General features: G+C 69.5%; 22 protein-coding genes. 16 read left to right on the forward strand and 6 right to left on the reverse strand.

Annotated features, from left to right (window positions below):
• Window positions 1-13: 13 nt before the first annotated feature.
• Both IG04_RS0134815 and IG04_RS0134820 read left to right on the forward strand, forming a co-directional pair.
• Window positions 14-1,138 carry a threonine synthase gene (locus IG04_RS0134815; RefSeq protein WP_245816648.1) on the forward strand — a complete coding sequence of 375 codons (1,125 nt, stop codon included), beginning with the start codon at window positions 14-16 and terminating at the stop codon, window positions 1,136-1,138.
• 155 nt (window positions 1,139-1,293) lie between these two features.
• Window positions 1,294-2,877, forward strand: coding sequence for a DUF6345 domain-containing protein (locus tag IG04_RS0134820; protein ID WP_030480996.1), 1,584 nt, complete (start codon window positions 1,294-1,296; stop codon window positions 2,875-2,877).
• Window positions 2,878-2,926: 49 nt separating this feature from the next.
• Here the strand turns inward: IG04_RS0134820 and IG04_RS0134825 are convergent, their stop codons facing one another.
• Window positions 2,927-3,190 (reverse strand): ParB family protein, encoded by a 264-nt coding sequence (locus tag IG04_RS0134825; RefSeq protein ID WP_245816647.1) that lies wholly within the window; start codon window positions 3,188-3,190, stop codon window positions 2,927-2,929.
• Window positions 3,191-3,615: 425 nt separating this feature from the next.
• Between IG04_RS0134825 and IG04_RS0134830 the strand changes: the two genes are divergently transcribed.
• From IG04_RS0134830 to IG04_RS0134885, 12 genes are read left to right on the forward strand one after another with little or no spacing between them, the layout of a single operon-like run.
• A complete protein-coding gene (locus IG04_RS0134830; RefSeq protein WP_030480998.1) occupies window positions 3,616-3,894 on the forward strand; it encodes a hypothetical protein in 279 nt (92 codons plus the stop codon).
• 3 nt (window positions 3,895-3,897) lie between these two features.
• A complete protein-coding gene (locus IG04_RS0134835; protein WP_030480999.1) occupies window positions 3,898-4,374 on the forward strand; it encodes a hypothetical protein in 477 nt (158 codons plus the stop codon).
• A complete protein-coding gene (locus IG04_RS0134840; RefSeq protein WP_030481000.1) occupies window positions 4,349-7,213 on the forward strand; it encodes an ATP-binding protein in 2,865 nt (954 codons plus the stop codon). The genes IG04_RS0134835 and IG04_RS0134840 overlap by 26 nt, the downstream gene beginning before the upstream one ends.
• Entirely contained in the window at window positions 7,210-9,075 is a 1,866-nt protein-coding gene (locus tag IG04_RS0134845) for a hypothetical protein (RefSeq protein ID WP_030481001.1), read from the forward strand. The genes IG04_RS0134840 and IG04_RS0134845 overlap by 4 nt, the downstream gene beginning before the upstream one ends.
• 12 nt (window positions 9,076-9,087) lie before the next feature.
• The gene (locus IG04_RS0134850; RefSeq protein ID WP_030481002.1) at window positions 9,088-9,684 is read left to right on the forward strand and encodes a hypothetical protein; all 597 of its coding nucleotides are present in this window, start codon (window positions 9,088-9,090) and stop codon (window positions 9,682-9,684) included.
• Window positions 9,685-9,687: 3 nt separating this feature from the next.
• The gene (locus IG04_RS0134855; RefSeq protein ID WP_030481003.1) at window positions 9,688-10,689 is read left to right on the forward strand and encodes a C40 family peptidase; all 1,002 of its coding nucleotides are present in this window, start codon (window positions 9,688-9,690) and stop codon (window positions 10,687-10,689) included.
• Window positions 10,690-10,707: 18 nt separating this feature from the next.
• Window positions 10,708-11,181, forward strand: coding sequence for a hypothetical protein (locus IG04_RS0134860; protein ID WP_030481004.1), 474 nt, complete (start codon window positions 10,708-10,710; stop codon window positions 11,179-11,181).
• Window positions 11,178-11,372, forward strand: coding sequence for a hypothetical protein (locus IG04_RS0134865; protein ID WP_030481005.1), 195 nt, complete (start codon window positions 11,178-11,180; stop codon window positions 11,370-11,372). The genes IG04_RS0134860 and IG04_RS0134865 overlap by 4 nt, the downstream gene beginning before the upstream one ends.
• Window positions 11,373-11,396: 24 nt before the next feature.
• Window positions 11,397-12,806, forward strand: a complete 1,410-nt coding sequence (locus tag IG04_RS0134870) for an RNB domain-containing ribonuclease (protein ID WP_144065630.1) — start codon at window positions 11,397-11,399, stop codon at window positions 12,804-12,806.
• 56 nt (window positions 12,807-12,862) lie between these two features.
• The gene (gene npdG, locus IG04_RS0134875) at window positions 12,863-13,528 is read left to right on the forward strand and encodes an NADPH-dependent F420 reductase (protein ID WP_030481007.1); all 666 of its coding nucleotides are present in this window, start codon (window positions 12,863-12,865) and stop codon (window positions 13,526-13,528) included.
• Window positions 13,528-14,289, forward strand: a complete 762-nt coding sequence (locus tag IG04_RS0134880) for a helical backbone metal receptor (protein WP_030481008.1) — start codon at window positions 13,528-13,530, stop codon at window positions 14,287-14,289. The genes npdG and IG04_RS0134880 overlap by 1 nt, the downstream gene beginning before the upstream one ends.
• A gap of 50 nt (window positions 14,290-14,339) precedes the next feature.
• Window positions 14,340-14,765, forward strand: coding sequence for an RICIN domain-containing protein (locus tag IG04_RS0134885; RefSeq protein ID WP_030481009.1), 426 nt, complete (start codon window positions 14,340-14,342; stop codon window positions 14,763-14,765).
• Here the strand turns inward: IG04_RS0134885 and pip are convergent.
• Window positions 14,762-15,703 (reverse strand): prolyl aminopeptidase, encoded by a 942-nt coding sequence (gene pip / locus IG04_RS0134890; RefSeq protein WP_030481010.1) that lies wholly within the window; start codon window positions 15,701-15,703, stop codon window positions 14,762-14,764. The genes IG04_RS0134885 and pip overlap by 4 nt on opposite strands.
• Before the next feature lie 18 nt (window positions 15,704-15,721).
• Between pip and IG04_RS0134895 the strand changes: the two genes are divergently transcribed.
• Window positions 15,722-16,579: a glutathione S-transferase family protein gene (locus IG04_RS0134895; RefSeq protein ID WP_030481011.1), complete on the forward strand. Its 858-nt coding sequence runs from the start codon at window positions 15,722-15,724 to the stop codon at window positions 16,577-16,579.
• 10 nt (window positions 16,580-16,589) lie between these two features.
• On the opposite strand, the gene panB is transcribed toward IG04_RS0134895, so the two are convergent.
• The gene (gene panB / locus IG04_RS0134900; RefSeq protein ID WP_030481012.1) at window positions 16,590-17,444 is read right to left on the reverse strand and encodes a 3-methyl-2-oxobutanoate hydroxymethyltransferase; all 855 of its coding nucleotides are present in this window, start codon (window positions 17,442-17,444) and stop codon (window positions 16,590-16,592) included.
• Window positions 17,445-17,570: 126 nt separating this feature from the next.
• Window positions 17,571-18,410: an alpha/beta fold hydrolase gene (locus IG04_RS0134905; RefSeq protein ID WP_084402054.1), complete on the reverse strand. Its 840-nt coding sequence runs from the start codon at window positions 18,408-18,410 to the stop codon at window positions 17,571-17,573.
• Between IG04_RS0134905 and lysX the strand changes: the two genes are divergently transcribed.
• Window positions 18,372-21,674, forward strand: a complete 3,303-nt coding sequence (gene lysX / locus IG04_RS0134910; RefSeq protein WP_084402053.1) for a bifunctional lysylphosphatidylglycerol synthetase/lysine--tRNA ligase LysX — start codon at window positions 18,372-18,374, stop codon at window positions 21,672-21,674. The genes IG04_RS0134905 and lysX overlap by 39 nt on opposite strands.
• Here the strand turns inward: lysX and IG04_RS0134915 are convergent.
• Window positions 21,668-22,315 carry a response regulator gene (locus IG04_RS0134915; RefSeq protein WP_030481015.1) on the reverse strand — a complete coding sequence of 216 codons (648 nt, stop codon included), beginning with the start codon at window positions 22,313-22,315 and terminating at the stop codon, window positions 21,668-21,670. The two genes, lysX and IG04_RS0134915, sit on opposite strands and share 7 nt — an antisense overlap.
• Before the next feature lie 4 nt (window positions 22,316-22,319).
• The gene (locus tag IG04_RS0134920; RefSeq protein WP_030481016.1) at window positions 22,320-23,510 is read right to left on the reverse strand and encodes a sensor histidine kinase; all 1,191 of its coding nucleotides are present in this window, start codon (window positions 23,508-23,510) and stop codon (window positions 22,320-22,322) included.
• Between the last annotated feature and the right edge of the window lie 43 nt (window positions 23,511-23,553).

Consider the following 23,553-nt stretch of genomic DNA (forward strand, 5'->3'; position numbering starts at 1 on the left):
TATGCATGAGGTCATGCTCTCGCATCTGGAATGTGCCCGTTGCGGCCGCGAACACGACGCCGACGCCGTCCAGAACCTCTGCCACGAGTGCGCGTCGCCGCTGCTCGCCCGCTACGACCTGACGAAGGTCCGAAGGCCGACGACCGAGAACTCGCTGTGGCGCTACCGCGACGTCCTTCCGGTCCGCGACCCTGACCCGGCGTTCAGCCTCGGCGAGGGCATGACGCCGCTCGTGCCGTTGCCCGCGCTGAGCCGGGCGCTGGACGCGAACGTCCTCATGAAGGACGAATCGCTCATCCCGACCGGCTCGTTCAAGGCCCGTGGCGCGGCCGTCGGCGTGGCGAGGGCCAAGGAACTGGGCATCGAGGGCATCAAGATGCCGACCAACGGCAACGCGGGCGCGGCCTGGGCCCTGTACGCGGCCCGCGCCGGCATCCGCAGTGTCATCGCGATGCCCGAGGACGCCCCGCTGATCACCCGCGAGGAGGTCGAGGCGAGCGGCGCCGAACTGCGGATCGTGCCGGGCACCATCGCCGACGCCGGCAAGGCCATCGCGGACGTCGACCTCTTCGACGCCTCCACGCTCCGCGAGCCCTACCGCATCGAAGGCAAGAAGACGATGGGCTACGAGATCGTCGAGCAACTCGGCTGGCGCGTCCCCGACGTGATCGTCTACCCGACCGGCGGCGGGGTCGGTCTGATCGGGATTCACAAGGCACTGCTGGAGATGCGCGAGCTCGGCTGGATCTCCGGCGACCTGCCCCGGCTCGTCGCGGTGCAGTCCACCGGCTGCGCGCCGATCGTCCGGGCGTTCGAGGCGGGGGAGGCGGAATCGGCCTTCTGGCACGACGCGTACACCAGCGCGTTCGGCATCAACGTGCCGAAACCGTTGGGGGACTTCATCATCCTCCAGGCCATCAGGGAGACCGATGGCACGGCGGTGGCGGTGACCGACGAGCAGATCGCGGCCGACCGCGCCGAGACCGCCCGGCTCGAAGGCGTGTTCCTGTGCCCGGAAGGCGCCGCGACGATCAGCGCCGTCCGTTCACTGCGCGAGGACGGCTGGCTCGAGGCGGACGACGAAGTGGTCGTGCTGAACACCGGAGCGGGCATCAAGTACCCAACTGTCCGCCTCTAGATCTTCCACTGCCCAAGGGTGTTACAGAATTACGGCCGTTCGAGTGGTGCGCCCGCCGCAACTGGCCACTCTCGGTATCACCGCGAACGAACCCAGATCCTCCTGTCAGACGGCCGGCCCCTGCAGCCGGCCGTCCCCGAGGGAGGGAACAGACAATGCAACGCAAGCTGACGGTGGTGCTGGCCCTGTCCAGTCTCGTCACCGCGGGAGCGGTCGGTGTCGCGACCGCCGACGCCACGGAGCTGCCCGTCTACGGGGTGACGAGCTCCGGTCTCGACCAGGAGCAGGCGCAGAGGCTGCAACGGGCGTTCGGCCTCAAGGACGTCCAGAGATCCGAGTCCGGCGTGGTGGCCTTCGCGGACGAGCAGCGCTACCAGTACCTGCCGACCGTCGACAAAGGACAGGGCAGGCCGGACGAGGACGGCAACGCCACCACGCAGACCGCGCTTGACACCGAGGCGATCAAGCGCATCCAGACCATCCCTGCCGAAGAGGCCGCCAAGCGCGCGCAGGAAGGCCTGAGGGCAGCGGGTGTGCTGCCGGGCAACGCGACGCCCAGCGCGCAGCACACGACGTTCGAACTGTCGGATGCCAACGGGCGCAACGCACTCACGGCGAACCTCGACACAAGCGTGTCGTACACGTTCCAGCTCGACGGCCTCCCGTTGGAGGGTGAAGGCGCGAACATCCGCGTCTCGTTCGACGCGCAGGGCGTGACGGCGGTCAGCCACGCCGCCCGCACCTACGACAAGGCCGGCACGGTCAAGGTGAACGACCTCGCGTACGGCGCCGAGCTGTGCCAGAAGTACCTGGGCGCCTCGGTGAAGCCCGAGGTGAGCTACGTCTACGTGGCCCCGCCGCTGGAGGACAAGGTCGACAAGATCGAGCCCTCGTTCCGCTGCGCCGGCCGCAACGACGACGGTGGCGCACCGCAGGCCATCACCCTGCCCGCCGCGGTCGGCGCCGAGCTGCCGCAGCCGGGACCGGGCCAGGAGCCTCGCCCGGACGCCCAGTTCAGGAGCCAGGCGATCGGTACCCAGGTCGGCAGTGAGGGCACCGGCAACTGCTCCGGCCTGCCGAACACCGCGGCCAACATCGGCACGTTCAACACCGAGGCGAGCAACCACGGCATCACCCGCGACTTCAGCTGGCTCGACGGCAACGCGTGGGAGAGCGACTTCAAGGACCCGATGTTCGCCGGTGGTCAGGACAGCAACTGGGCCGACGACGTCGACCTCACCTACTGGCAGGGCCACGGTTCCGGCACCGGCTTCTACTTCACCGGCTGCTCCAACCACACCGACAGCAAGCTCGCGAACACCGACGCGCGCTGGGGTCAGAACGACGTCGAGTGGATGAGCCTGTTCACCTGCCTGATCCTCGAGAACAGCAACGGCGGCCAGAACTGGGCGCAGCGCTGGGGCCAGGCCTTCCGCGGCCTGCACCAGATCAACAGCTTCACGACGATCAGCTACAACTCCGCCAACCACGGCGGCAAGTTCGGTCACTACATGTGGCGCTCGCCGTTCCTGTGGTGGAACAACCCGATGAAGGTCCGCGACGCGTGGGCGCAGGCCAGCATCGACACCCAGCCCCCGTCCGTCCGCTGGGCGACCATGGGTCCCGTCACCTCGACGGGTGCGCTCGGCAACTACAACGACTACTTCTGGGGCAAGGGCTCCGTGGGCTCCGACTACGCCTCGACCGGCGTGTTCTGGCGCATCAGCGGCGCCTCCTAGCAATCCGGCGAACCCCTCACGAAGCCCGGCGGCCCATGGTCGCCGGGCTTCACCGGTTCGCGGGACGCCCCGAGGGCATCCGCAGCACCGGCCGGAACGGCTCCCCGTCGTTGTAGAGCTCCTCCAACTCGGTCACGTAGGCCAGCACCGCGGGATTCACGATGTCGGCGAGCGACCTCACCCCGGCCTGGGGCTCGTACGAAGCGAGGTAGGTCGCGGCCGCACGAGCGCGCTCCAGCACCGACCTGTCGAAGTTGATCGTCCGTTGGACCCGGCGCCGGGATTGCGTGCTCTGCCCGGTAGGCTCGTCCACGCCTGGAGCACTAGGGGAGGCTGTGATTCCGTCCACACTTCCGTCCGGCACGAGGTCAGGTTCGAGCATGGGCGAATCTCCTCGGAGTCGTCGCTTCGACGCGTCCCCGCAGTGTCGGTCAAAGGGGTCGCGAACCGGCCGTTCAGAGCGTTCACGTGGGTGTACCCGTGCGCATGTTTAGGCCGCACGCACTGTGGGTGACCAGGGCGTTCGCAGTCGGGTGAACCTTGTCAGCGACGGAGAGAATCTTGGGCCCGGTGTTCCCCACTGACGTCTCCTCAGTGATGATGTGTCGGCCAGATTAGACGTAATTCCTCCCAGGGGGAACGGCCAGATGATCTACACCCCGCACCAACAGCCCCACACGCCGTGACGAACTCGTGTTCTACTCGTAGCGCAAGCCCGAGCGCACTCTGGAGTACCTAATGATCGCCATGGACCTGGTGACACTCGCTCAGCAGCAGCCGACGGTGCCGGGCACAAGCAACGTCCGTGACTGGATCCTGGGCAACATCGTCCCCCTGCTGCTGCTGACGGTCGCACTCCTGCTGCTGTGGCTCGGCGGAGGCAAGGGCGACAACGCGGGTGTCATGCGCCGCCTCGGTGGCGTGATCGTCGCACTGGCCATCATCGGTCTCGCGGTCACGACAGACGCGGGAGCGAACATCGGCAAGTGGCTCGCCGGCTTGTTCGTCGGAGGCTGATCCGTGCGGGTCCGCACCGACGACGAGGTCTACCGGGTCGACGCCGTCTGGCTCGGTCCGCCGAAGGCGACATTTCCCTGGCGCGCGCGATACGTCGCGTGGGGCGTCGGGATCGTCGTTTTCCTCGTCGTACTCACGATCGAACGGCAGATGGGCATCGGGTTCGGGTTCTTCTCGACCGCGTGGGCCCTCGTCGCGACGATCCTCCTCACCCGGTTCATCACCCAGCGGATCAGCCATGAACGGCCCCTCACGGCCGTCATGTCGATGTGGGTCCGCGAGCTCACCGCACCTCGAGAGCGCACGGCCAGCACCGGTGGGGCGGCCAGCGCCGCCCGGATCCGGGTCAGTCCGCAGCGGCCTCGTCCCAAGTTGACCAAGAAACAACAACTACGGGCGAGACAGCAGGCCCAGCCCCGCCGGACGCCAGACAGCCGTAAGAAGGAGGTTCGCGGTGTTCGGACGCCGGCGAGACCGTGACCGTCGCTCCGCCCAGCACATCGCCCAGCACGCCGCGGCAGACCCCCGCGACCGCGACCGGGCCGCCTATTCGAAGCGTGGCCGCCGCCTGCCCGGCGAGCAGACCGTGCCGAGCTACACGCCGTCGATCTCCGCCAGGAGCATCGACGGTCATCTGCTGCGCACCGGCCAGGAGGTCTACGCCTGGTACCGGCTCGCGCCGCAGCGCTGGTCGTTCCGTAGCGACTCGCAGCGCCAGGACCTGATCGCCGCCATCGCGGGGCAGTACGCCGAGCTGCAGGGCCGCTGGATGCACCTCCGGGTGACCACCCGGCCGTACCCGATCCGCATGTGGGCCGAGGCGCATGTGCACAACGCCGTCAAGCGCCTGCCGGACACTCCCGGCACGCTGTCGTTCGACGACTACATGGTCGGCGAGCAGCAGCAGCTCATGGGCCGCTCGATGGCGGAGAAAGAGGTCTACCTGGGCGTTCAGGTGCAGACCCGCAACATGATGGATCGCGCCGTCGAACGCGCGGCCCCCGTGCTGCGCAAGGTCTTCCCGGACGCCGTCGACGCCGAACTCGTGGCGCTCGACTCCGAGGTCGAGCACCTCGACCAGGTGATCGGGTCCGCTGGTCTCGAAGGCCGTCCCGCGACGGCCGAGGAGATGTCCTGGCTGATGCACAGGTCGTGCTCGCTGGGCCTGCCCGCGCCGCGCAACCTGCCCGCCGTGCCCGGTGCCGCGTGGGAACCGGAGGACCTGGCGTCGTTCACCGACGCCGCGGACTTCCACCAGGAGCCCTACTCGCCGACGGTGACGGTGCGCGGCCGCACCGGCTCGAACGCGGGCATCAAGCGGCACGTCGCGGTCCTGACCGTCGGCCTCATGCACGGCCTGCAGATCCCCGAGGTCGACGACCCGTGGGTGCAGCGTGCCGACCGGCTGCCGGCCTCGGTCGAGTGGTCCGCCCGCATCTACGTGCGCAAGCCCGAAGAGGTCTCGGGTGAGCTGTCGCGGCAGATGAGCAAGGTCCGCTCGCAGGTCCGGCACTACACCGACGAGCACGAGCTGGAACCGCCGCAGTCGCTGGCCCGCCAGGCCGGCCGCGTGCTGGAGATCGACGACGAGATGACGTCCGGCTTCACCGCGCTCGGCACCCGGGTCAGGTCCTGGTGGCGTCTCGCGGTCAGCGGCCCGACCGAGCGCGAGGCGCTCAGGCTCGCCCAGTCGTTGCTGGAGCTGTACAAGCCGAAGGTCGCCATCGAGCACCCCGAGGCCCAGTACGCGATCGCCCGCGAGTTCATCCCGGGCGAACCGCTGTCCAGCGGCGCGTATCTGCGGCGCGGCAGCGTGCTGTGGGCCGCGTCCGCCGTCCCCACCGCCACGGCCGAGGTCGGCGACCGCCGAGGCATCCTGCTCGGCGAGACCGTCACGGCCACCCGCCGCCCGGTCGCGTGGGACCCGTGGATGGCGCAGGAACTCCGCGACGCCTCGGGCCTGACGGCGATGGTCGCGGGCCTGGGTGCCGGTAAGTCGTTCCTCGGCGGCGGCATGGTCTACAAGACCCTGCGGGCCGGCGCGCACTGGACGTTGCTCGACCCGTCCGGCCCGCTGTCCGCGTTGTGCGAACTGCCGGAGCTGCGGCCCTACGCGCGTCCGATCAACCTGCTCAACGCCCAGCCCGGCATCCTCAACCCGTACCGGGTGGTCGCCGAGCCGATGATCGAGCACTTCCTCGACGAGGACGACCCGGAACGGGCCTGGCGCCGGGAGAAGGCCCTCGCGGCCGCCACCCGCCGCCGCCTCGTGCTGGACGTGCTGAGCGGCCTGCTGCCGTTCGAGGTCGCGCGTCTGCCCCAGACGCGCATCGTGCTGCTGCGTGCCGTCCGCACGGTCGGTGGCCGCTTCGACGCCCACCCCGGTCTCGTCTTCGAGGCGCTGCGCCGGGACGCGTCCGAGCACCACGAGCACGCCGTCGTCGTCGCGGACTTCCTCGACGAGATGCGCGAGCGCATGTCGTTGCTGATCCCCGAGGAGAACCTCGACCCGTACAACGAGGTGCGCGACGACCGACTCACCGTCCTGACCATGGCGGGCCTCAACCTGCCCAAGGACGGCGTCGGCCGCGAGCACTGGACGGACGCGGAGTCGCTCGGCGTCGAGATGCTGAACCTCGCCGCCTGGCTCACCCAGCGCTCGATCTACGAGAAGCCGAAGGACCAGCGCAAGGGCGTCTGGATCGACGAGGCGTTCTTCCTCTCCGAGGTCCCGACCGGCCGCGTGCTGATGAACCGCTTCGCGCGTGACTCGCGCAAGTGGAACGTCCGCGTGCTGCTGTCGTCGCAGATCCCCGCCGACTTCCTGAAGATCCAGGGCTTCGTGACGCTGCTCGACTCGGTCTTCGTCGGCCGGCTCGACGACGACTCGGCGCAGGCGGACGCGCTGCGGCTGCTCAAGGTGCCGATCGGCGCCGGGTACGAGCAGGTCATCGCCTCGCTGGGCCGCCGCCCCGGTGGCGAGCGCAACGCGACCGAACGCGACCGCGCGCCGCGGCAGTTCATCTTCGGCGACGGCGCCGGTGGTGTGGAACGGATCCGCATCGACTTCAGCGGCCCGCACCTGGAACACCTGCGCAACGCCCTCGACACGACCCCCGATGCCAAGCGCGACAACGGCAACGGCGAACTCGTGCCGGCGGACGACCACGACGCGGCTCCGATGCCGCCCGCCTACGTGCCCGACGAGATCGACGACGAACTGGCGGCGGACATGGAACTAGGGCTGACGGAGGAAGAAGAGGCCCAGCTGGTGGGCCACGGTGACGGCACCAACCGCCACCGGGACGGCGGCGCATGACGGCGCTGACGATCGTGCTCGCGATCGCCGCCTTGCTCTGGGCAAGGCGGCGGTTCGCGCTGCGCGCGTCAGCACGCACCAGGTCGGTCGGCCTCGTCGCGGCCATCCTGGCGTTGCAGGTGGTCATCGGCGCCCCGATGGCGCACGCCCAGTCCTGTGGCGAGGCACCGAACCCGGAACGGCCCGGCGCCGGCATGGTCGGCGCACTCGACCCGCCCGTCGGCAACGGCCTGCCCGGCTCGCCGTACCTCGACTACGGCTACGCGGGCATGGTCTGGCACAACTACCAGCCCAAGTGCGGCGTCCTGCCGGACGCCAACGCCACGCTCGACACGTGGGCCGGCAACGAGCTCTTCAGCATCGGCAAGAACATCGTCGGTGCCACGAACGCGTTGCACTACACGGTGATGGGCCGCGGTCTGCTGGTCCCGCTGGACGACGCCGTGAAGAACGGCGTGCAGAAGGTCTACGACAACGTCTACCTGCGCTGGTTCGGCCTGGTGGCGCTGCTCCTCGCGATCCTGATGTTCCGGCAGATCTGGACCGGCGACTTCGCCACGATCTCCAAACGCGGGCTCTGGGCGCTGGCGGCCATGTGGCTGGCAACGTCCACATTGGCCTTGCCACAGTTCTACAACCTCCTCGACAACACGCTGGTCTCCAAGACCTCGGAGATACAGGCGGGGTTCATCGAGGCGCCCGAAGAACAAGGCACACTCCACGTACTACCGACGAAACTGCACGACGCCGTCGTCTACCAGAGCTGGCTGCGCGGTGCGTTCGGCACGCCGGAAGCACCGCAGGCCGCCGAGTACGGCCCGCGGATCCTCAAGGCGCAGGCGTGGACCACGGCCGAGATCGCCGAGGGCAAGGACGCCAACCAGGCCGCCCTGGACGCCAAGAAGGCCGAGTGGAAGGCCCTGGAAGCCCAGCTCGGCACCGCCAAGGGCTACTTCGACGGCGCCGACGGCAGCCGCACCGGCGCCGGTTTCCTGGCGCTGCTGCAGTCCATCGCGTTCTCCCTGTTCCAGCTGTTCGCGAAGGCCGCCGTGCTGCTGGCCCAGCTGCTGCTGCGCATCCTGACGCTCGCCGGGCCGCTCATCGGCCTGGTCGCGTTGCTGCACCACGACCTGCTGCGCAAGGTCGCCCGTGCGGCCGCCGTGACGATCTTCAACGTGCTGGTCCTCGCGGTCCTCGCGGGTGTGCACGCGTTGCTGCTGCAGGCGATCTTCAACGCGACCGGGCTGTCGTTGCTGACCCGCACGTTGCTCGGCCTGATGCTGACACTCGTGTGCTTCGTGATCGGCAAACCGTTGCGCCGCATGTGGCAGATGGTCGAGATGTCCGTCGGCTCGGCGAGCAACGTCCTGCCGATGAGCGGCGGCGTCTGGTCGAAGCTCGCGGGCCGCAGGAAGCAGACGGGCCCGACGCCACAGGACGAGTTCTGGGAGTCCGTGCGGGAGAACGAGACCGGCGGCGACGAGGTGCCGCAGCGCGGTCGCGGCCGGGTGCGCCCGGAGGCGTCCAACCCGGTCATGGCGACGGCGCAGCGGCTCGACCGCGACTCCGTGCCGGGCCAGATCGTCAACGGTGGCGACTCCTCGTCGGTGCGGGCGGGCGCGTTGCCCTCGGGATCGGGTCCGGCGGCGTTGCCGGCCGCCCGGTCGCGCGTGGTGGACAGCCCCACGGTCACCGACCGGCAGTGGGACAGGGTCGACGACGCGGTACTCGTGCCGTCGCGGTCCAACGCCTACTCCGCTCCGGTGCAGGAACCTCGCAGAGCAGAGACAGAAGTGGTGGCAGGGCGTCCAGTGCACGTGATCTACCGGCCGTCGCGCGGGTTCGAAGTCAGGGACAACTGAAGGGGGGCGTAGGTGCCGATCCGTACCAACCGCGGCCGTGCCGCGGTCTACCGCAGGCTGTGGGGCTGGCCGCTGCGTTCCCCGCGTCACCTGGCCGCCTCGATCGTCATCTTCGTGATGCTCGTCGTCGCGCTCGGCGTGATCATCCCGAGGGTCCTCGACCGCAAGCCCGCCGATCCGTCCGCCGCCGGTCAGCCGTCGACGTCGTCGCAGGGCACCCAGGTCGGCCAGCTGCCGTCGAGTGGCACCTCGCTGCCGACCAAGGCGCCGTCGCCGTCCAACTCGGCGAAGGCGGCACCGCCCCCGGCCGACGCGGGGCTGATCGCCGAACTGTGGGCGGAGACCTGGATCAAGCCACCGCCGGACAACGACGTCAACAAGTGGCTCAAGCAGCTCGAGGACTACACCACCCCCGAGTTCCTGGCGCAGATGGCCACGATCGACCCGCGGAACGTGCCGGACAAGATCACCGGGAAGGTGACGGCGGTGAAGTCGACGACGTCGTCGATCGACTACGCGATCCCCACTGACCAGGGCAAGGTGCAGATCACGCTGGTCAAGGCGCCGGACGGGTCCTGGCGTGTGACCAGCTACACGAAGGTGGACTGAGCCATGCGCGTGATGTTGGTGGTCGGGGCACTGGCGATGATCGTAGTGATCGCGGTCGCGACGTCAGGCGTGTCGCAGGTCGTCAGCAACTCCACCAACCCCGCGGCCGGCGCAAACCTCATGCGCATGAGCTGCAACGCCGCCATCGGCCCGTGGGACGCGGGCGGCGGCGACAAGGGCCGCCACGACGCGTCGCGCCTCAACGAACAGCAGCGCAACATCGTCGCGCGCATCATCTCCATCGGCCAGGAGCGCAAGCTGCCCCCGCTCGCGTGGCAGATCGCGATCCAGGCCGGCATGACCGAGTCGGGCCTGCGCCCGCTGGACTACGGCGACCGCGACTCGCTCGGCATCTTCCAGATGCGTCCGTCGATGGGCTGGGGCACCGAGGCCGAGGTGATCGACCCGACGTACGCGATCAACAAGTTCTACGACGTGCTGCTCAAGGTGCCGGACTGGGAGAACAAGCGACCCGGTGACTCGGCACAGGCGGTGGAGCGGTCGGCGTACCCGGACCGGTACCACAACTGGGAGTCCATGGCGGCGTTCCTGCTCGGCGAACTGGGCGCGATCACCGACCCGGCGGGCTGCGGCTCGGGCGCGGGGGAGTTCCTGCTGGCGTCGAACGCGGCGGGCGTCGCGATCGGGTTCACCAGGGAACAGCTGGGCGAGCCGTACCTGTGGGGCGGCAACGGCCCGGACGCGTGGGACTGCTCCGGCATCCTGGTGAAGGCGTTCGGCGCGGCCGGTGTCAGCATCCCGCGCGTCGCGAACGACCAGTACGAGAAGGGCGGCGCCCACCTCCCGGTGCGCGACGCCCAGGCAGGCGACCTGATCTTCTGGGCGACGGACACGTCGAACCCCAGGACGGTGCACCACGTGGCCATGTACCTCGGTGGCGACGAGTACATCCATGCCCCCCAGACGGGTGATGTCGTGAAGATCAGCAAGCTCAACTGGGACTATTACGAGCTGATGCCGCTGGCCGTCCGGCCGGGCGTGTAGATCGCGGGGAGGCGCTCCATGTTCAACCACGACCCCATCCCGAGGCCTTCCGGACCGCCCGCGTCGAGCGCACCAGTGCGTGACTACGTGGCGGCCGGAGGACCGGGAGTCTCTGCCGACTACGTGGTGATCCCACGGGCTCTGGCCGAGGCCATGCCGTTGCCGTTCCAGCAGCACCTCGTGCACCTGCTGGCGGACTTCCACCGCACCTACGGCCACCTGAAGTGGCCGGTGTACCGGGTGGTGCCGTCCCGTTACGAGAAGCTCGCCGACCTCGACGAGGAACAGCTGGCCGAGGTCGGCGCCATCATGGAGATCGACTCCGACGGCTCTCTCGTCTACCGCGACCGTTCCGGACGTAGGATCGAGAACGCCGAGGACCGCACGGTGCTGGTCTCGTGTTTGGACCCGATCCCGGCGGAGTACGCCAACGCCAACCAGTCCACGCCGCCGCGCGGATTCCCGGCGCCTTTGGGAGGCGAACGCGTATGAGTGACAGCAGCGGTTGGTACTTCTGCCTGACCCACCAGACGGTGGAGCAGGGCAAGGGCTGCAAGGGCCCGGACCGGATGGGCCCGTACCCGGACGAGGCCACCGCGGCCCGCGCCCTGGAGATCGCCCGCGAACGGACCAAGGCAGCCGACGAGTCCGACAAGAAGTGGCGCGGCGACGACGAGGACTGATTCATCGGTCCTTACTCTGTGCGGGTGGCTTCCCTGGTGATCCGCACGGGTCGTGCGGACGTGTCCTTCGACGGCATTCGCACCGAGTTCGGTCTGCCCTCTTCCTTCGACGCGGCCGTGCTCGCCGAGGCAGAGACGGCGGTCTCCCGTTCCCCGGGAGACCGGCCCGACCTCACCTCGCTGCCCCTGGTGACGATCGACCCGCCCGGCGCCAAGGACCTGGACCAGGCGCTCTGCGTCCTGAAGTCCGGCGACGGCTTCGTCGTGCACTACGCGATCGCCGACCTGGGCCTGTTCGTGACGCCCGGCGGTCCGCTGGATCTGGAGGTCCGGCGTCGCGGCCAGACCCTCTACCTGCCTGACGGCAACGTGCCGCTGCACCCGACCGTGCTCTCCGAGGGGGCGGCGTCGCTGCTGCCCGGTGTCGTGCGCCCCGCTGTGCTGTGGACGTTCACGTGTGGCGCCGATGGCGTTCCCACGGCCGTCGAGGTCCGGCGGGCGATGGTGCGGTCGACGGCCCAGTTCGACTACGAGTCGGTGCAGAAGTCGTTCGACGCGGGCGATCCGCACCCGTCGGTGGCGGCGCTGGCCGAGTTCGGGCCGTTGCGGCGGGCACTGGCCCGTGAGCGCGGCGCGATCGAGCTGCAGCTGCCCGAGCAGGAGATCGAGTCCGACGGTGAGGGCTGGCAGCTGGTCACCAGGCCACGTGCCGAGGTGGACTCCTGGAACGCGGAGATCTCGCTGATGACCGGCATGGCCGCCGCGTCGATCATGCTGGAGGCCCGCGTGGGCGTCCTGCGCACGCTGCCCGACCCGGATGCCGCTGCCGTGGCCTCGCTGCGGAAGTCCGCGGCGGCCCTGAAGGTGGCGTGGCCCGCGGACCTGTCGCCGGGTGCGTTCCTGGCCGGTCTGGACGCCTCGACGCCAGAAGCATTGGCACTGTTCACGGACGCCACGCGACTGCTCCGCGGTGCGGGCTACTCGGCGTTCAACGGGTCCGTCCCCGAACTCGTGACGCACGCGGGTGTCGCGGCCCCGTACACCCACGTCACCGCACCATTGCGCCGCCTGGTCGACCGTTTCGCCACCGAGGTGTGCCTGGCGGTCACGGCCGGGCAGGAGCTGCCGTCGTGGCTGGCCGAGGCCCTGCCGCAGTTGCCGTCGCTGATGGGGTCGTCCGACTCCCTCGCCTCGAAGGTGGAGCGGGCGTCGCTGGACCAGGTCGAGGCGTGGGTGCTGGCCGGACGCGTCGGGCGGGAGTTCGACGCCGTGGTGCTGCGGTCCGGTGACAACGAGGCCGAGGTGTTCGTGTCCGCGCCGCCGATCCTCGCCAAGTGCTCCGGGAAGCGGTTGCCGGAAGGTGAATCGATTCGCGTGCGCCTGGCCGAGGCTGACCCGGTCGAACGGCGCGTGCGCTTCGAGGCCGTGCGCTGAGAGCCCAAGGTCACGTTGGGCAGCCCGCATCCGGCGGATCGTGTGAAGATGCAGGGGTGACAGACATTCGTGACCTCACCGTCGGCGTCCTGGGTGGTACCGGAGCCCAGGGCAAGGGCCTCGCCATCCGCTGGGCCAAGGCGGGCCTCAAGGTGATCATCGGCTCCCGCAGCGCCGACCGGGCCGACCTGGCGGCCAAGGAGATCGTCGAGATCGCGGGCGGCGACGTCCGGGGCGCGGACAACTCCGACTGCGCCGCCGACTCCGACGTCGTGCTCGTCGCGGTGCCGTGGGACGGGCACGGCGACCTGCTCGCCAGTCTGCGCGACCAGCTCGCCGGGAAGATCGTCATCGACTGCGTGAACCCCCTCGGCTTCGACAAGCAGGGCCCGTTCGCGCTGCCGGTCGCCGAGGGCAGCGCGGCGCAGCAGGCCGAGATCCTCCTGCCGGAGTCGAAGGTCACCGCCGCGTTCCACCACGTGTCCGCCGTGCTGCTCGCCGACCTGACCGTGTCCGAAGTGGACATGGACGTCCTGGTGCTGGGCGACGACCGCGAGGCCACCGACACCGTCCGGGAACTGGCCGAGCTCGTGCCCGGCTTCCGCGGCGTCTACGGCGGCCGGCTGCGCAACGCCCACCAGGTCGAGGCGTTCACCGCGAACCTCATCGCGGTCAACCGCCGGTACAAGACGCACGCCGGCCTGAAGATCACGGGAGTCTGATGCTTCCCGTCGACGACCTCGGTGAACCGGTCCCGCTCGACCAGCCGCGACGCGTGGTCAGCCTGGTGCCGTCGATCACCGAGGCCGTCGCGGTGAGCGTGCCCGGATCTCTTGCCGGGGCAACGGACTACTGCACGCACCCGGCCGATCTCGACGTCGCACGCGTCGGTGGGTCGAAGTACCCGGACGTCGACAAGGTCCTGGCCCTACAGCCCGATCTCGTGATCGCGAACTCGGAGGAGAACCGCGCCGAGGACGTGGACCGGTTGCGCGCCAACGGCATCCACGTCTGGGTGACCGAGGCGCCGAAGACGGTGCCGATGGCGCTGGGGTCGCTCAGAAGGCTCTTCGCGCTCGGCTGGGACCTCCTACCCGAGTGGCTGACCGAAGCCGAAGGGCTGTGGCGCGACACGAAACCGGCGAAGCTGACCGCGTTGATCCCGGTCTGGCGCCGCCCGTGGGTGGTCGTCGGCCGCGATACCTTCGCCACCGATGTGTTGCGGCGCCTGGGAATCGAGAACGTCTACGCGACGCACGACGAGCGCTACCCGCGTCCGAGCCTCGACGAGCTCAACGACAAGCGCCCAGACCTGGTGATCCTGCCGGACGAGCCGTACGTGTTCACCCACGAGGACGGCCCGGAGAGCTTCCCCGGCCTGCCCTACGCGCTCGTCAACGGGAGACACCTGACCTGGTACGGGCCTTCGCTCGTCGAAGCAAAGCCCGCTCTCCAGAGGGCACTGGACTACGGCCAGGGTTGACAACCGTGGGTGGTTTCGCGGAACCCCCGGCCCTGCCAGGATTCTCGTCCATGGGGAAACTAGCCGCGATCATCGCGACAGCCGCTGTCACCGTCACGCTCACCGCCATCCCGGCCAGTGCCGAACCCGTCGTCGTCTACCAGCTCGCCGGCAGCCACCGCTGCCTCGCCGACACGGGCAGCAACGTCGTGCTGAAGCTGTGCAACGAACTCTCCAGCGAGCAGCGCTGGATCGTCCCGATCAGCGGAGGCGTCGACTGGCCGCGCAACATTGCCACCGGCAAGTGCCTGGCCGCCACCGCGTCAGGTGACGTGCTCGGCCAGGCCTGCACCACGAGCGGCAAACAGCGGTGGCGCCGCGTCGCGTCGGGCACCTCCTTCCAGTTCCGCAACGTCGGCACCAACAAGTGCCTCACCGCGCAGGTGACGGTCGCGACCTGCACGACGTCCAGCGCGAAGTGGAACGGCCTGCGTTAGCCGCGGAACCGATCCGTCGCCGCCAGCAGGGCCGCGAGGATGCCGGGCTCGTCGTACGCGTGCCCGGCATCCGGCACCAGCACCAGTTCCGACTCGGGCCAGGCCTTGTGCAGGTCCCACGCCGACACGGCCGGAGTCGCCACGTCGTAGCGGCCCTGCACGATCACACCGGGAATGTCCTTGAGCCGCACCGCGTCCCGGATCAGCTGCCCTTCCTCGAACCATCCGCGATTCACGAAGTAGTGGTTCTCGATCCGCGCGAACGCCAGCGCGTACTCCGGCACGGCGAACTGCGCCACCAGCTCGGGCCGGGGCAGCAGCGTCACCGTCGCGCCCTCCCACGTGCTCCACGCGACGGCGGCGGGCCCATGCACCTCGGGGTCCTCGGAAGCCAGCAGCTTCGCGTACAGGTCGACGGGATCGCCGGACAGACCGGCCAGCGGCGCCATGAACTTCTCCCACAGGTCGGGGAAGAGGTTCGCCGTCCCGCCGCGGTAGTACCAGTCCACTTCGGACGAACGCAGCGTGAAGATGCCGCGTAGCACCAGCTCCGACACGCGCGACGGATGCGTCTCCGCGTACGCCAGCGCCAGCGTCGAGCCCCAGGAGCCGCCGAAGACCTGCCAGCGGTCGATCCCCAGCGACGCGCGCAGCTGCTCCATGTCGGCCACGAGGTGCCAGGTCGTGTTCAGCGACAGATCGCCGGACACGGAGGCGTGCGGCAGCGAACGCCCGCAACCGCGCTGGTCGAACAGGACGATCCGGTAGGCGGACGGGTCGAACAGGCGCCGGTGCGACGGCGAGCAGCCGCCGCCGGGACCGCCGTGCAGGAAGACCACGGGCTTGCCGGACGGGTTGCCGCACTCCTCCCAGTACACGAGGTTGCCGTCACCGGTTTCCAGGTGGCCTGACGCGTGGGGCTCGATCTCCGGGTACATGGGCCTATCGTCGAGCACATGGCGCAGTTCTCACAGGAGACCTCCACCACGGGGGCGTTCGTCAGGCAGCCGAACCGCTTCACCGCACGGCCGGAGCCCGAGCCGGGCCGCTACCGGCTCGTGGTCAGCCTCGCCTGCCCGTGGGCGCACCGCGCGGTCATCGTCCGCAAGCTCCTCGGCCTCGAGGACGCCATCTCCCTGGCGGTCGTCGACCCGATCCGCGACGAGAAGGGCTGGCGTTTCGCCGAGACGGACCCGGTCCTGGGCATCGACTACCTCAAGCAGGCCTACGACAACGCCGACCCGGACTACGAAGGCCGGGTCACCGTCCCCGCGCTGGTCGACACGACCACGAAGAAGGTCGTCACCAACGACTACCCGCAGATCACCCTGGACTTCAGCCTCCGCTGGCGCCCGGAGAGCACGCTCTACCCGGAACACCTGCGCGCGGAGATCGACGCCTGGATCGAGCCGATCTTCCACAACGTCAACAACGGCGTCTACAAGGCCGGTTTCGCCACGTCACAGGAGGCCTACGAGCAGGCCTACACGAATCTGTTCACGGAACTCGACCGCATCGAGGCCCACCTCGCCACCCACACGTACCTGGTCGGCGAGCAGCTCACCGAGGCCGACATCAGGCTCTGGACCACGCTGGTCAGGTTCGACGCGGTCTACCACGGCCATTTCAAGACCAACCGCAACAAGCTCACCGAGATGCCGAACCTGTGGGCGTACGCGAAACGCCTCTACGCGCAGTTCGGCGACACCGTGAACTGGGACCACATCAAGCGCCACTACTACGTGACGCACCACGACATCAATCCGAGCGGGATCGTGCCGGCGGGTCCAGACCCGGAGGTCTGGACCCGCTAGAGGCAGGCGATCAGTGGAAGGTGTGCTCGGGGCCGGGGAACTGCTGTCCGCGCACCTCGTTGGCGAACTCCGCGGCGGCGCCCAGCATGATGTTGCCGATGTCCGCGTAGCGCTTGACGAACCGGGGTGCCTTGCCGCGGTTCAGGCCCATCATGTCCTGCCACACCAGCACCTGGGCGTCGGTGTCCGGACCGGCACCGATGCCCACGGTCGGGATGACGAGGTCGTGCGTGATCTGCTTCGCGACCTCGGCGGTCACCATCTCCAGCACGACCGCGAACGCGCCCGCCTCCTGCACCGCGATCGCGTCCTGGACCACGACATCGTGGTTGTCGTGCCGGCCCTGCACGCGGTAACCGCCCAGCTGGTGCTCGGACTGCGGGGTGAAGCCGATGTGCGCCATGACCGGGATGCCCGCGGCCGTGATCGCGCGGATGTGCGGTGCGAAGTAGGCGCCGCCCTCCAGCTTGACCGCGTGCGCCTGGCCTTCCTTCATGAACCGGACCGCCGTCGCCACGGCCTGCTCCACCGACACCTGGTAGGAGCCGAACGGCAGGTCGGCGACTACGAGAGAGCGCTTGACCGAACGCGTCACCGCGCGCACGAGCGGTACGAGCTCGTCCACGGTGACCGGCAGCGAGGTGTCGTTGCCGTAGACGGTGTTCGAGGCCGAGTCGCCGACCAGCAGGACGGGGATGCCGGCCTCGTCGAAGATCGAGGCGGTGAAGGTGTCGTACGAGGTGAGCATGGGCCACGGCTCGCCGCGTTCCTTCATCTCACGCAGGTGGTGAACGCGAACGCGCTTGGCCGGGGGCTTCTGGCCCGCTCCGGAGCCGTAGGGCGCGGAAACTTCGGCATTGGTCATCGTTGACCGTTCCTTTCCTCGAGGCCCACGTGTGTGGGTCCCCGGGCGCTGGGTGCACGGTTGCCGAACACCAGAGTGGCACCGTTGGCGAGAAACGGAACGCAGATGCGGCTACCGTCACACGAATCACTCCTCGGGTAGTCCCCGAAGCGCCTCTCGGACGGCCATGACCACGGCGTCCGGCCGATCCATCTGAATCATGTGCCTACTTCCGGGCACCGGCACGTTGCGTCCCCACGGCACGAGAGCGGCCAACGACCGGTGCTCCGGCCACACCTTCCGGCCGGCCGTGAGCACCAGCCAGGGCACACGCGGCAACGGACGGCGCTTCCGCAGCCGTTCGAGCGTCGCCACCTGGCCGGGGTACGACGCGAGCTCCCACAGCACCGCGCGCCCGACACCAGGGCGCCGGTAGACGAGTTCGACCAGGTCAGAGGGTGCCGGATCGGTCACGCCGAGCGTGGAGACGGCGGTCAGCAGGTTGCGGAACGAGTGCCCGTACCGCTGGGTGATCCGGGCGCCGAGCCAGCGGCTGCCGATGGCCCGCACGCCCTGCGCGATCACCGCCGACATGTCGAACGGGGCTCCCGAGCCCGGCGTCTCGGCGTCCGGATCCAGCAGGACCATGCCGCCGACCCGGTGCGGCCGCAGCCGCGCGTAGGCCTCGACGTGCATCGACGCCATCGAGTGCCCGACCAGGACCGCCCGCGGCACCCCGCGCAGCACCGCGTCGAGCACCGCCACCTCCCGTGCCAGCGACGGCCCGCGCCGGGCAGGGCCGCTCAGCCCCAGCCCCGGCCGGTCGAACACGATCACCCTGGCGTGGGGTGCCAGCAGCCGCACGGTCCGGTCCCAGTCGAACCACGCCCCGCCCAGGCCCGAACTGAGCACCACGACGGGTGCCTCGACACGCCCGGACGTGGCGACATGCACCCTTCCGGCCGAAGACGGGATCATGACGGTCATCGGCTGACCTCGGGAGTGGTAGTGGCACCGGCGTGGAAGTGGAAGACCGCGGGCACGATCGCGACGATCGTGCAGCTGGCCGGGGTGTTGTCGCTGCTCAGGGTGATTCTGCCGGAGGACGGCTGGTTCACCGGCCTCGCCGACGGCGTCGGGTACTTCTTCGGTCTGCCGATCGACGGCAACCTGTTCATCGCCATGGTGTTCTTCGTGCTCGGCGCCGCCCTGCGCAGGCACAAGCGAGCGGCGCTGTGGACGCTGCTGCTGTTCCAGGTCATGGGCCTGGTGCTGGTCGGCTTCATCATGGTCATCCTGGCCCTGGCGCCTGAAGAAATCCTGGATGCGGGCGAGGAACCGCAGTGGGTGTTCCTCGGCGTCGGCGCCACGACCTCGGCACTGTTCGTGGCGCTCCTGTTCGTGGTGCGCGAGGCGTTCCCCGCCCGGCTGGCCCGCGGCGCGTGGCGGCGGGCGCTCGCGTCGTTCGTGCTGGGCATGATCGCGCTGATCGCGGCCGGCTGGGGCCTCACCGAGATCTTCCCCGGCGAACTGGTCGCGCAGACCGACAAGCTCGCGTGGGCGGCCAACCAGGCGACGGGCGAGGTGGTCCGCCTTGGCCGGCTCGACATCCCCGAGGGCCCGCAGTGGCTGAGCGTGGTGCTGAGCCTGTTCGGCGTGCTCGTCGCGATCCGGGCGATGTACCTGTTCTTCCGCGGCGTCCGCAGCCAGAGCATGATCACCGGCGACCAGGAGCTCGACGTGCGCCGGCTGCTCGCGGCCGACGGCGAGCCCGACTCACTGGGGTACTTCGCGACCAGGCGCGACAAGAGCGTCGTGTTCGCGGCGTCCGGCCGGGCGGCCCTGACGTACCGGGTGATCGGCGGCGTGACGCTGGCCTCGGCCGACCCGATCGGCGACGAGGAGCACTGGCCCGAGGCCGTGCGGGCGTGGCTGTCCGAGGCACGCACGTACGGCTGGACGCCGGGCGTGCTCGGCGCGTCCGAACGAGGTGCGCAGGTCTACGCCGGCGCCGGGCTCAAGGCGCTGGAGATCGGCGACGAGGCGGTTCTGGACGTCCGCCGGTTCGTCCTCGCCGGTCCGGAACGGCGCGGGCTGCGCCAGGCGGTGTCGCGCGTCGAACGCGCCGGGTACACCACCCGCGTCCGCCGGCACAGCGAGATCGCGCCGGACGAGATGGCGTCCATCCTGGACCTGGCGGAGGCCTGGCGCGGCGCCGAGACCGAGCGCGGTTTCTCGATGGCGCTGGGGCGCCTGGGAGATCCGAGCGACGGCCGGTGCGTGATGGTGGAGGCCTACGACGCGTCGGGTGCGTTGCGAGGCTTGCTGTCGTTCGTGCCGTGGGGCCGCCGGGGCGTGTCGCTCGACCTGATGCGCCGCGACCGTGCGGCGGAGAACGGCCTCAACGAGTACATGGTCGCCGCGCTCGCGGCCGCCGCCGGACACCTTGGTGTGCAACGGATCTCGCTGAACTTCGCGATGTTCCGCGCGGTGTTCGAGGAGGGCGAGAAGATCGGCGCCGGCCCGGTGCTGCGGGCGTGGCGGCGGGTGCTGTCGCTCGCGTCGCGGTTCTTCCAGCTGGAGTCGCTGTACCGGTCGAACGCCAAGTACCTGCCGGAGTGGGAGCCGAGGTTCCTTTGCTACCAGCGTTCCCGGTCGTTGCCGCGGGTCAGCATCGCCGCCGGTGTCGCCGAGGGCTTCGTGCCGTCGCTGCGGTCGTTGCGCAAGCGGGCGTTGCAGAAGGCGGACGTCAGCGACGACTTCGCGGCTCGTGTCGCCGAGATCGACGCGATCCGGGTCGAACCGAAGTCCGTGCGCAGGCCGGAGCAGGTCCGGGTGCGGATCGCGAAGGTCGAACGGCTGGTCTCGCAGGGCGTCGACCCGTACCCCGTCGGGTTCGCGCGCACCGAACTCCTCGCCGGGGCCCGCGAACGCTTCGGCGAGGAGGTCTCGGTCACCGGGCGCGTGGTGGCGTTGCGGGAGATGGGCAAGCTCTGCTTCGCGCGGGTCCGGGACTTCAGCGGCGAGATTCAGCTGATGCTCACCGTCGACTCGCTGGGCGAGGCCCTGGCGTCGTGGAAGTCGGACATCGACCTCGGCGACCACGTCGGCGTCACGGGCCAGGTGGTCAAGTCCGACCACGGCGAGATCTCGGTGCTGGCGTCGTCGTGGACGATGACCGCGAAGTGCCTGCATCCGTTGCCGGACAAGCGGAAGGGCTTCACCGACCCGGAGGCCCGCGTCCGCCAGCGCTACCTCGACCTGGTCGTGAACCAGGACTCGGCGCACCTGCTGAAGCTGCGCAGCGACGTCATCCGCAGCGTGCGCGAGTTCCTGCACGCCCAGGAGTACCTCGAAGTCGAGACGCCGATGCTGCAGGCGGTGCACGGCGGCGCGAACGCACGGCCGTTCGTCACCCACATCAACGCCTACGACATGCGGATGTACCTGCGGATCGCGCCGGAGCTGTACCTGAAACGGCTCTGCGTCGCGGGCGTGGACCGGGTGTTCGAACTGAACCGCAACTTCCGCAACGAGGGCGCGGACGCCACCCACAACCCCGAGTTCACGATGCTGGAGGCCTACCAGTCCTATGCGGACTACCGGGTCATGCTCGACCTGGTGCGCACGCTGATCCAGCACGCGGCACGCGAGGCGTTCGGCTCGGAGATCGCTGTGCGGCCCGAGGGCTCGTTCGACATCTCGGGGGAGTGGCCGGTGATTCCGGTCTACACGGCCGTTTCCGGGGCTTTGGACGCGTCGATCACGCCGGACACGTCCGTCTCCGAACTAAGGGGGCTCCTGGGGGCGCGGGGCGTGGAGATCAACGAGGACTGGGACCACGGCCAGCTCGTGCAGGAGGCCTACGACACGTTCGTGGAGGCCTCGACCGCCGGCCCGACCTTCTACATCGACTTCCCGACGTCGGTGTCGCCGCTGACCCGCCAGCACCGCCTCGACCCGCGGCTGGCCGAACGGTGGGACCTGGTGGCGTTCGGCGCGGAGATCGGCACGGCCTACTCGGAGCTGACCGACCCGCTGGAGCAGAGGCGACGGCTGGAGGCGCAGTCGCTGAAGGCCGCGTCCGGTGACGTCGAGGCGATGGAACTGGACGAGGACTTCCTGCGGGCGCTGGAGCACGGCATGCCACCGACCGGCGGGCTCGGCATGGGCGTCGACCGGCTGCTGATGATGCTGACCGGCACGTCGATCCGGCAGACCGTGCTGTTTCCCTTTGTTCGTCCTCAGTGATCCAGGTACGCGAGAACAGCCTGAACGCGCCTGTCGCCCGACCCGTCCTCACTGTTGAGGCCGAGCTTCAGAAAGACGTTGCCGATGTGCTTGTGTACGGCTCCGGCGCTGATGACGAGCTTCTCGCCGATAGCGGCGTTCGACAGCCCTTCCGCCATCAGCCCGAGGACCTCGCGCTCACGCGGTGACAGCACACCGAGCGCGTCGTCCGCTCTGCGCCGCACGAGCAGCTGCGACACCACCTCGGGGTCGAGCGCCGTGCCGCCGTTCGCGACGCGGTGCAGCGAGTCGAGGAAGTCCGCGACCTTGCCGACGCGTTCCTTGAGCAGGTAGCCGACGCCGCCGCCGGAGCCGGCGAGCAGTTCGTGCGCGTAGCTCTGCTCGACCCACGCGGACAGGACCAGCACGGCCAGCTTCGGGTGCCGCCGTCGCGCCTCTACAGCCGCTCGCAGGCCTTCGTCCGTGAACGTCGGTGGCATCCGCACGTCGACCACGGCGATGTCCGGCTCGTGTTCGGCCACGGCTTTCAGGAAGTCGTCGGCGTTGTCCGTGGCCGCTGCCACGTCGAGGCCTTCGTTGCGCAACAACAACGTCAGCCCCTCGCGGAGCAGCGCGTCGTCTTCGGCGATCACGATGCGCACGGGTTCACCTTCCTGCCGGCAGCACGACGGTGAGCACGGTCGGCCCGCCCTCGGGACTGCTCACGTCCGCGTTGCCGTCCAACGCCGCCACCCTGCCGCGAATCCCGTCCAACCCTGTCCCCTGCTTCTCGTCGGCGCCGCCCTTGCCGTCGTCGTGAACGATGACGGTGAGCTGATCGTTGATGATGTTGAGGCTGACCCACGCCCGCTTCGCGCCGCTGTGCTTGGCCACGTTGGTGAGCGCCTCGGCCACCGCGAAGTAGGCCGCCGCCTCCACCGCCGCGGGCAACCGCCCGAGGTGTTCGGCCGAGAGCACGCAGGGCACCGGGCACCGGGCGGCCAGAGCCTGGATGGCCCCGTCCAGTCCCAGATCTTCCAGCACCGGCGGGTGAATGCTGCGCACGACGTTGCGAAGTTCCTCCAACGCGTCCCCGGCCGCGTCCTGGGCACGCAGCAACGCCTGCAGCGCGTTGTCCGGGTTCTGCTGGAGCGTCCGCTCGGCGATGCCGAGCATCATGACCACGCCGACCAGCTTGTTCTGCGTGCCGTCGTGCAGGTTCCGCTCGATGCGCCGCAGTTCGGCGCCGTGCGCCTGCAACGCCGCCGCCCTGGTAGCCACGACCTCGGCCAGCCGCTTCTCCAGCGAGGCCTTCGGTGGCGCCAGCAACTTCCGCGCCCACGTCGCGTCGAGGTCCGCGAGCCTCGGGAACTGCGTGAGGATCAGGGCCAGCACGATCGCGATCGGCACGCTCAGCAGCGCCTTCGCCCACGAGTCGACGTGGACGCCGAACGAGTTCGCCATCCCGCCGGGAACCGTCCACCAGAGGAACAAGGCGACGGGCTGCTGGACGAGCGCCCCCGCGATGCCGATCGCGACCGACCCGGACAACGTGCCGAACAGGGCGTGCAGCAGCACCCACATCCCGTCCCGGCGGCTGTCCGGATCGGTCAGCACCCGCTGCGCCCGGTGCAGCCACGGCCCGTCGAGCGGTGGCGGCGACGGAATCTCGACGCCGGTGAAGCGCGCCAGCCTTCGCCGGTCGAAGTCTACGATCCGCCGGATCCAGGGTGCGGTGATCGGCAGCAACGGCAACACGACCACGGACAGCAGCAGGACGCCGATGGCGAGCCACGCCGCGATGGCCGTCAGCAGACCGGTCGCCAGATAGAGCAGCGACGCCCAGATCCGTTTCATGTGGAGAAACGTATCTGGGCGCCCTGTGTTCGCGCGGTGGAGC

This window comes from Lentzea albidocapillata, assembly GCF_000719115.1.
In the GTDB taxonomy this organism is placed as follows: Bacteria; Actinomycetota; Actinomycetes; order Mycobacteriales; family Pseudonocardiaceae; genus Lentzea; species Lentzea albidocapillata.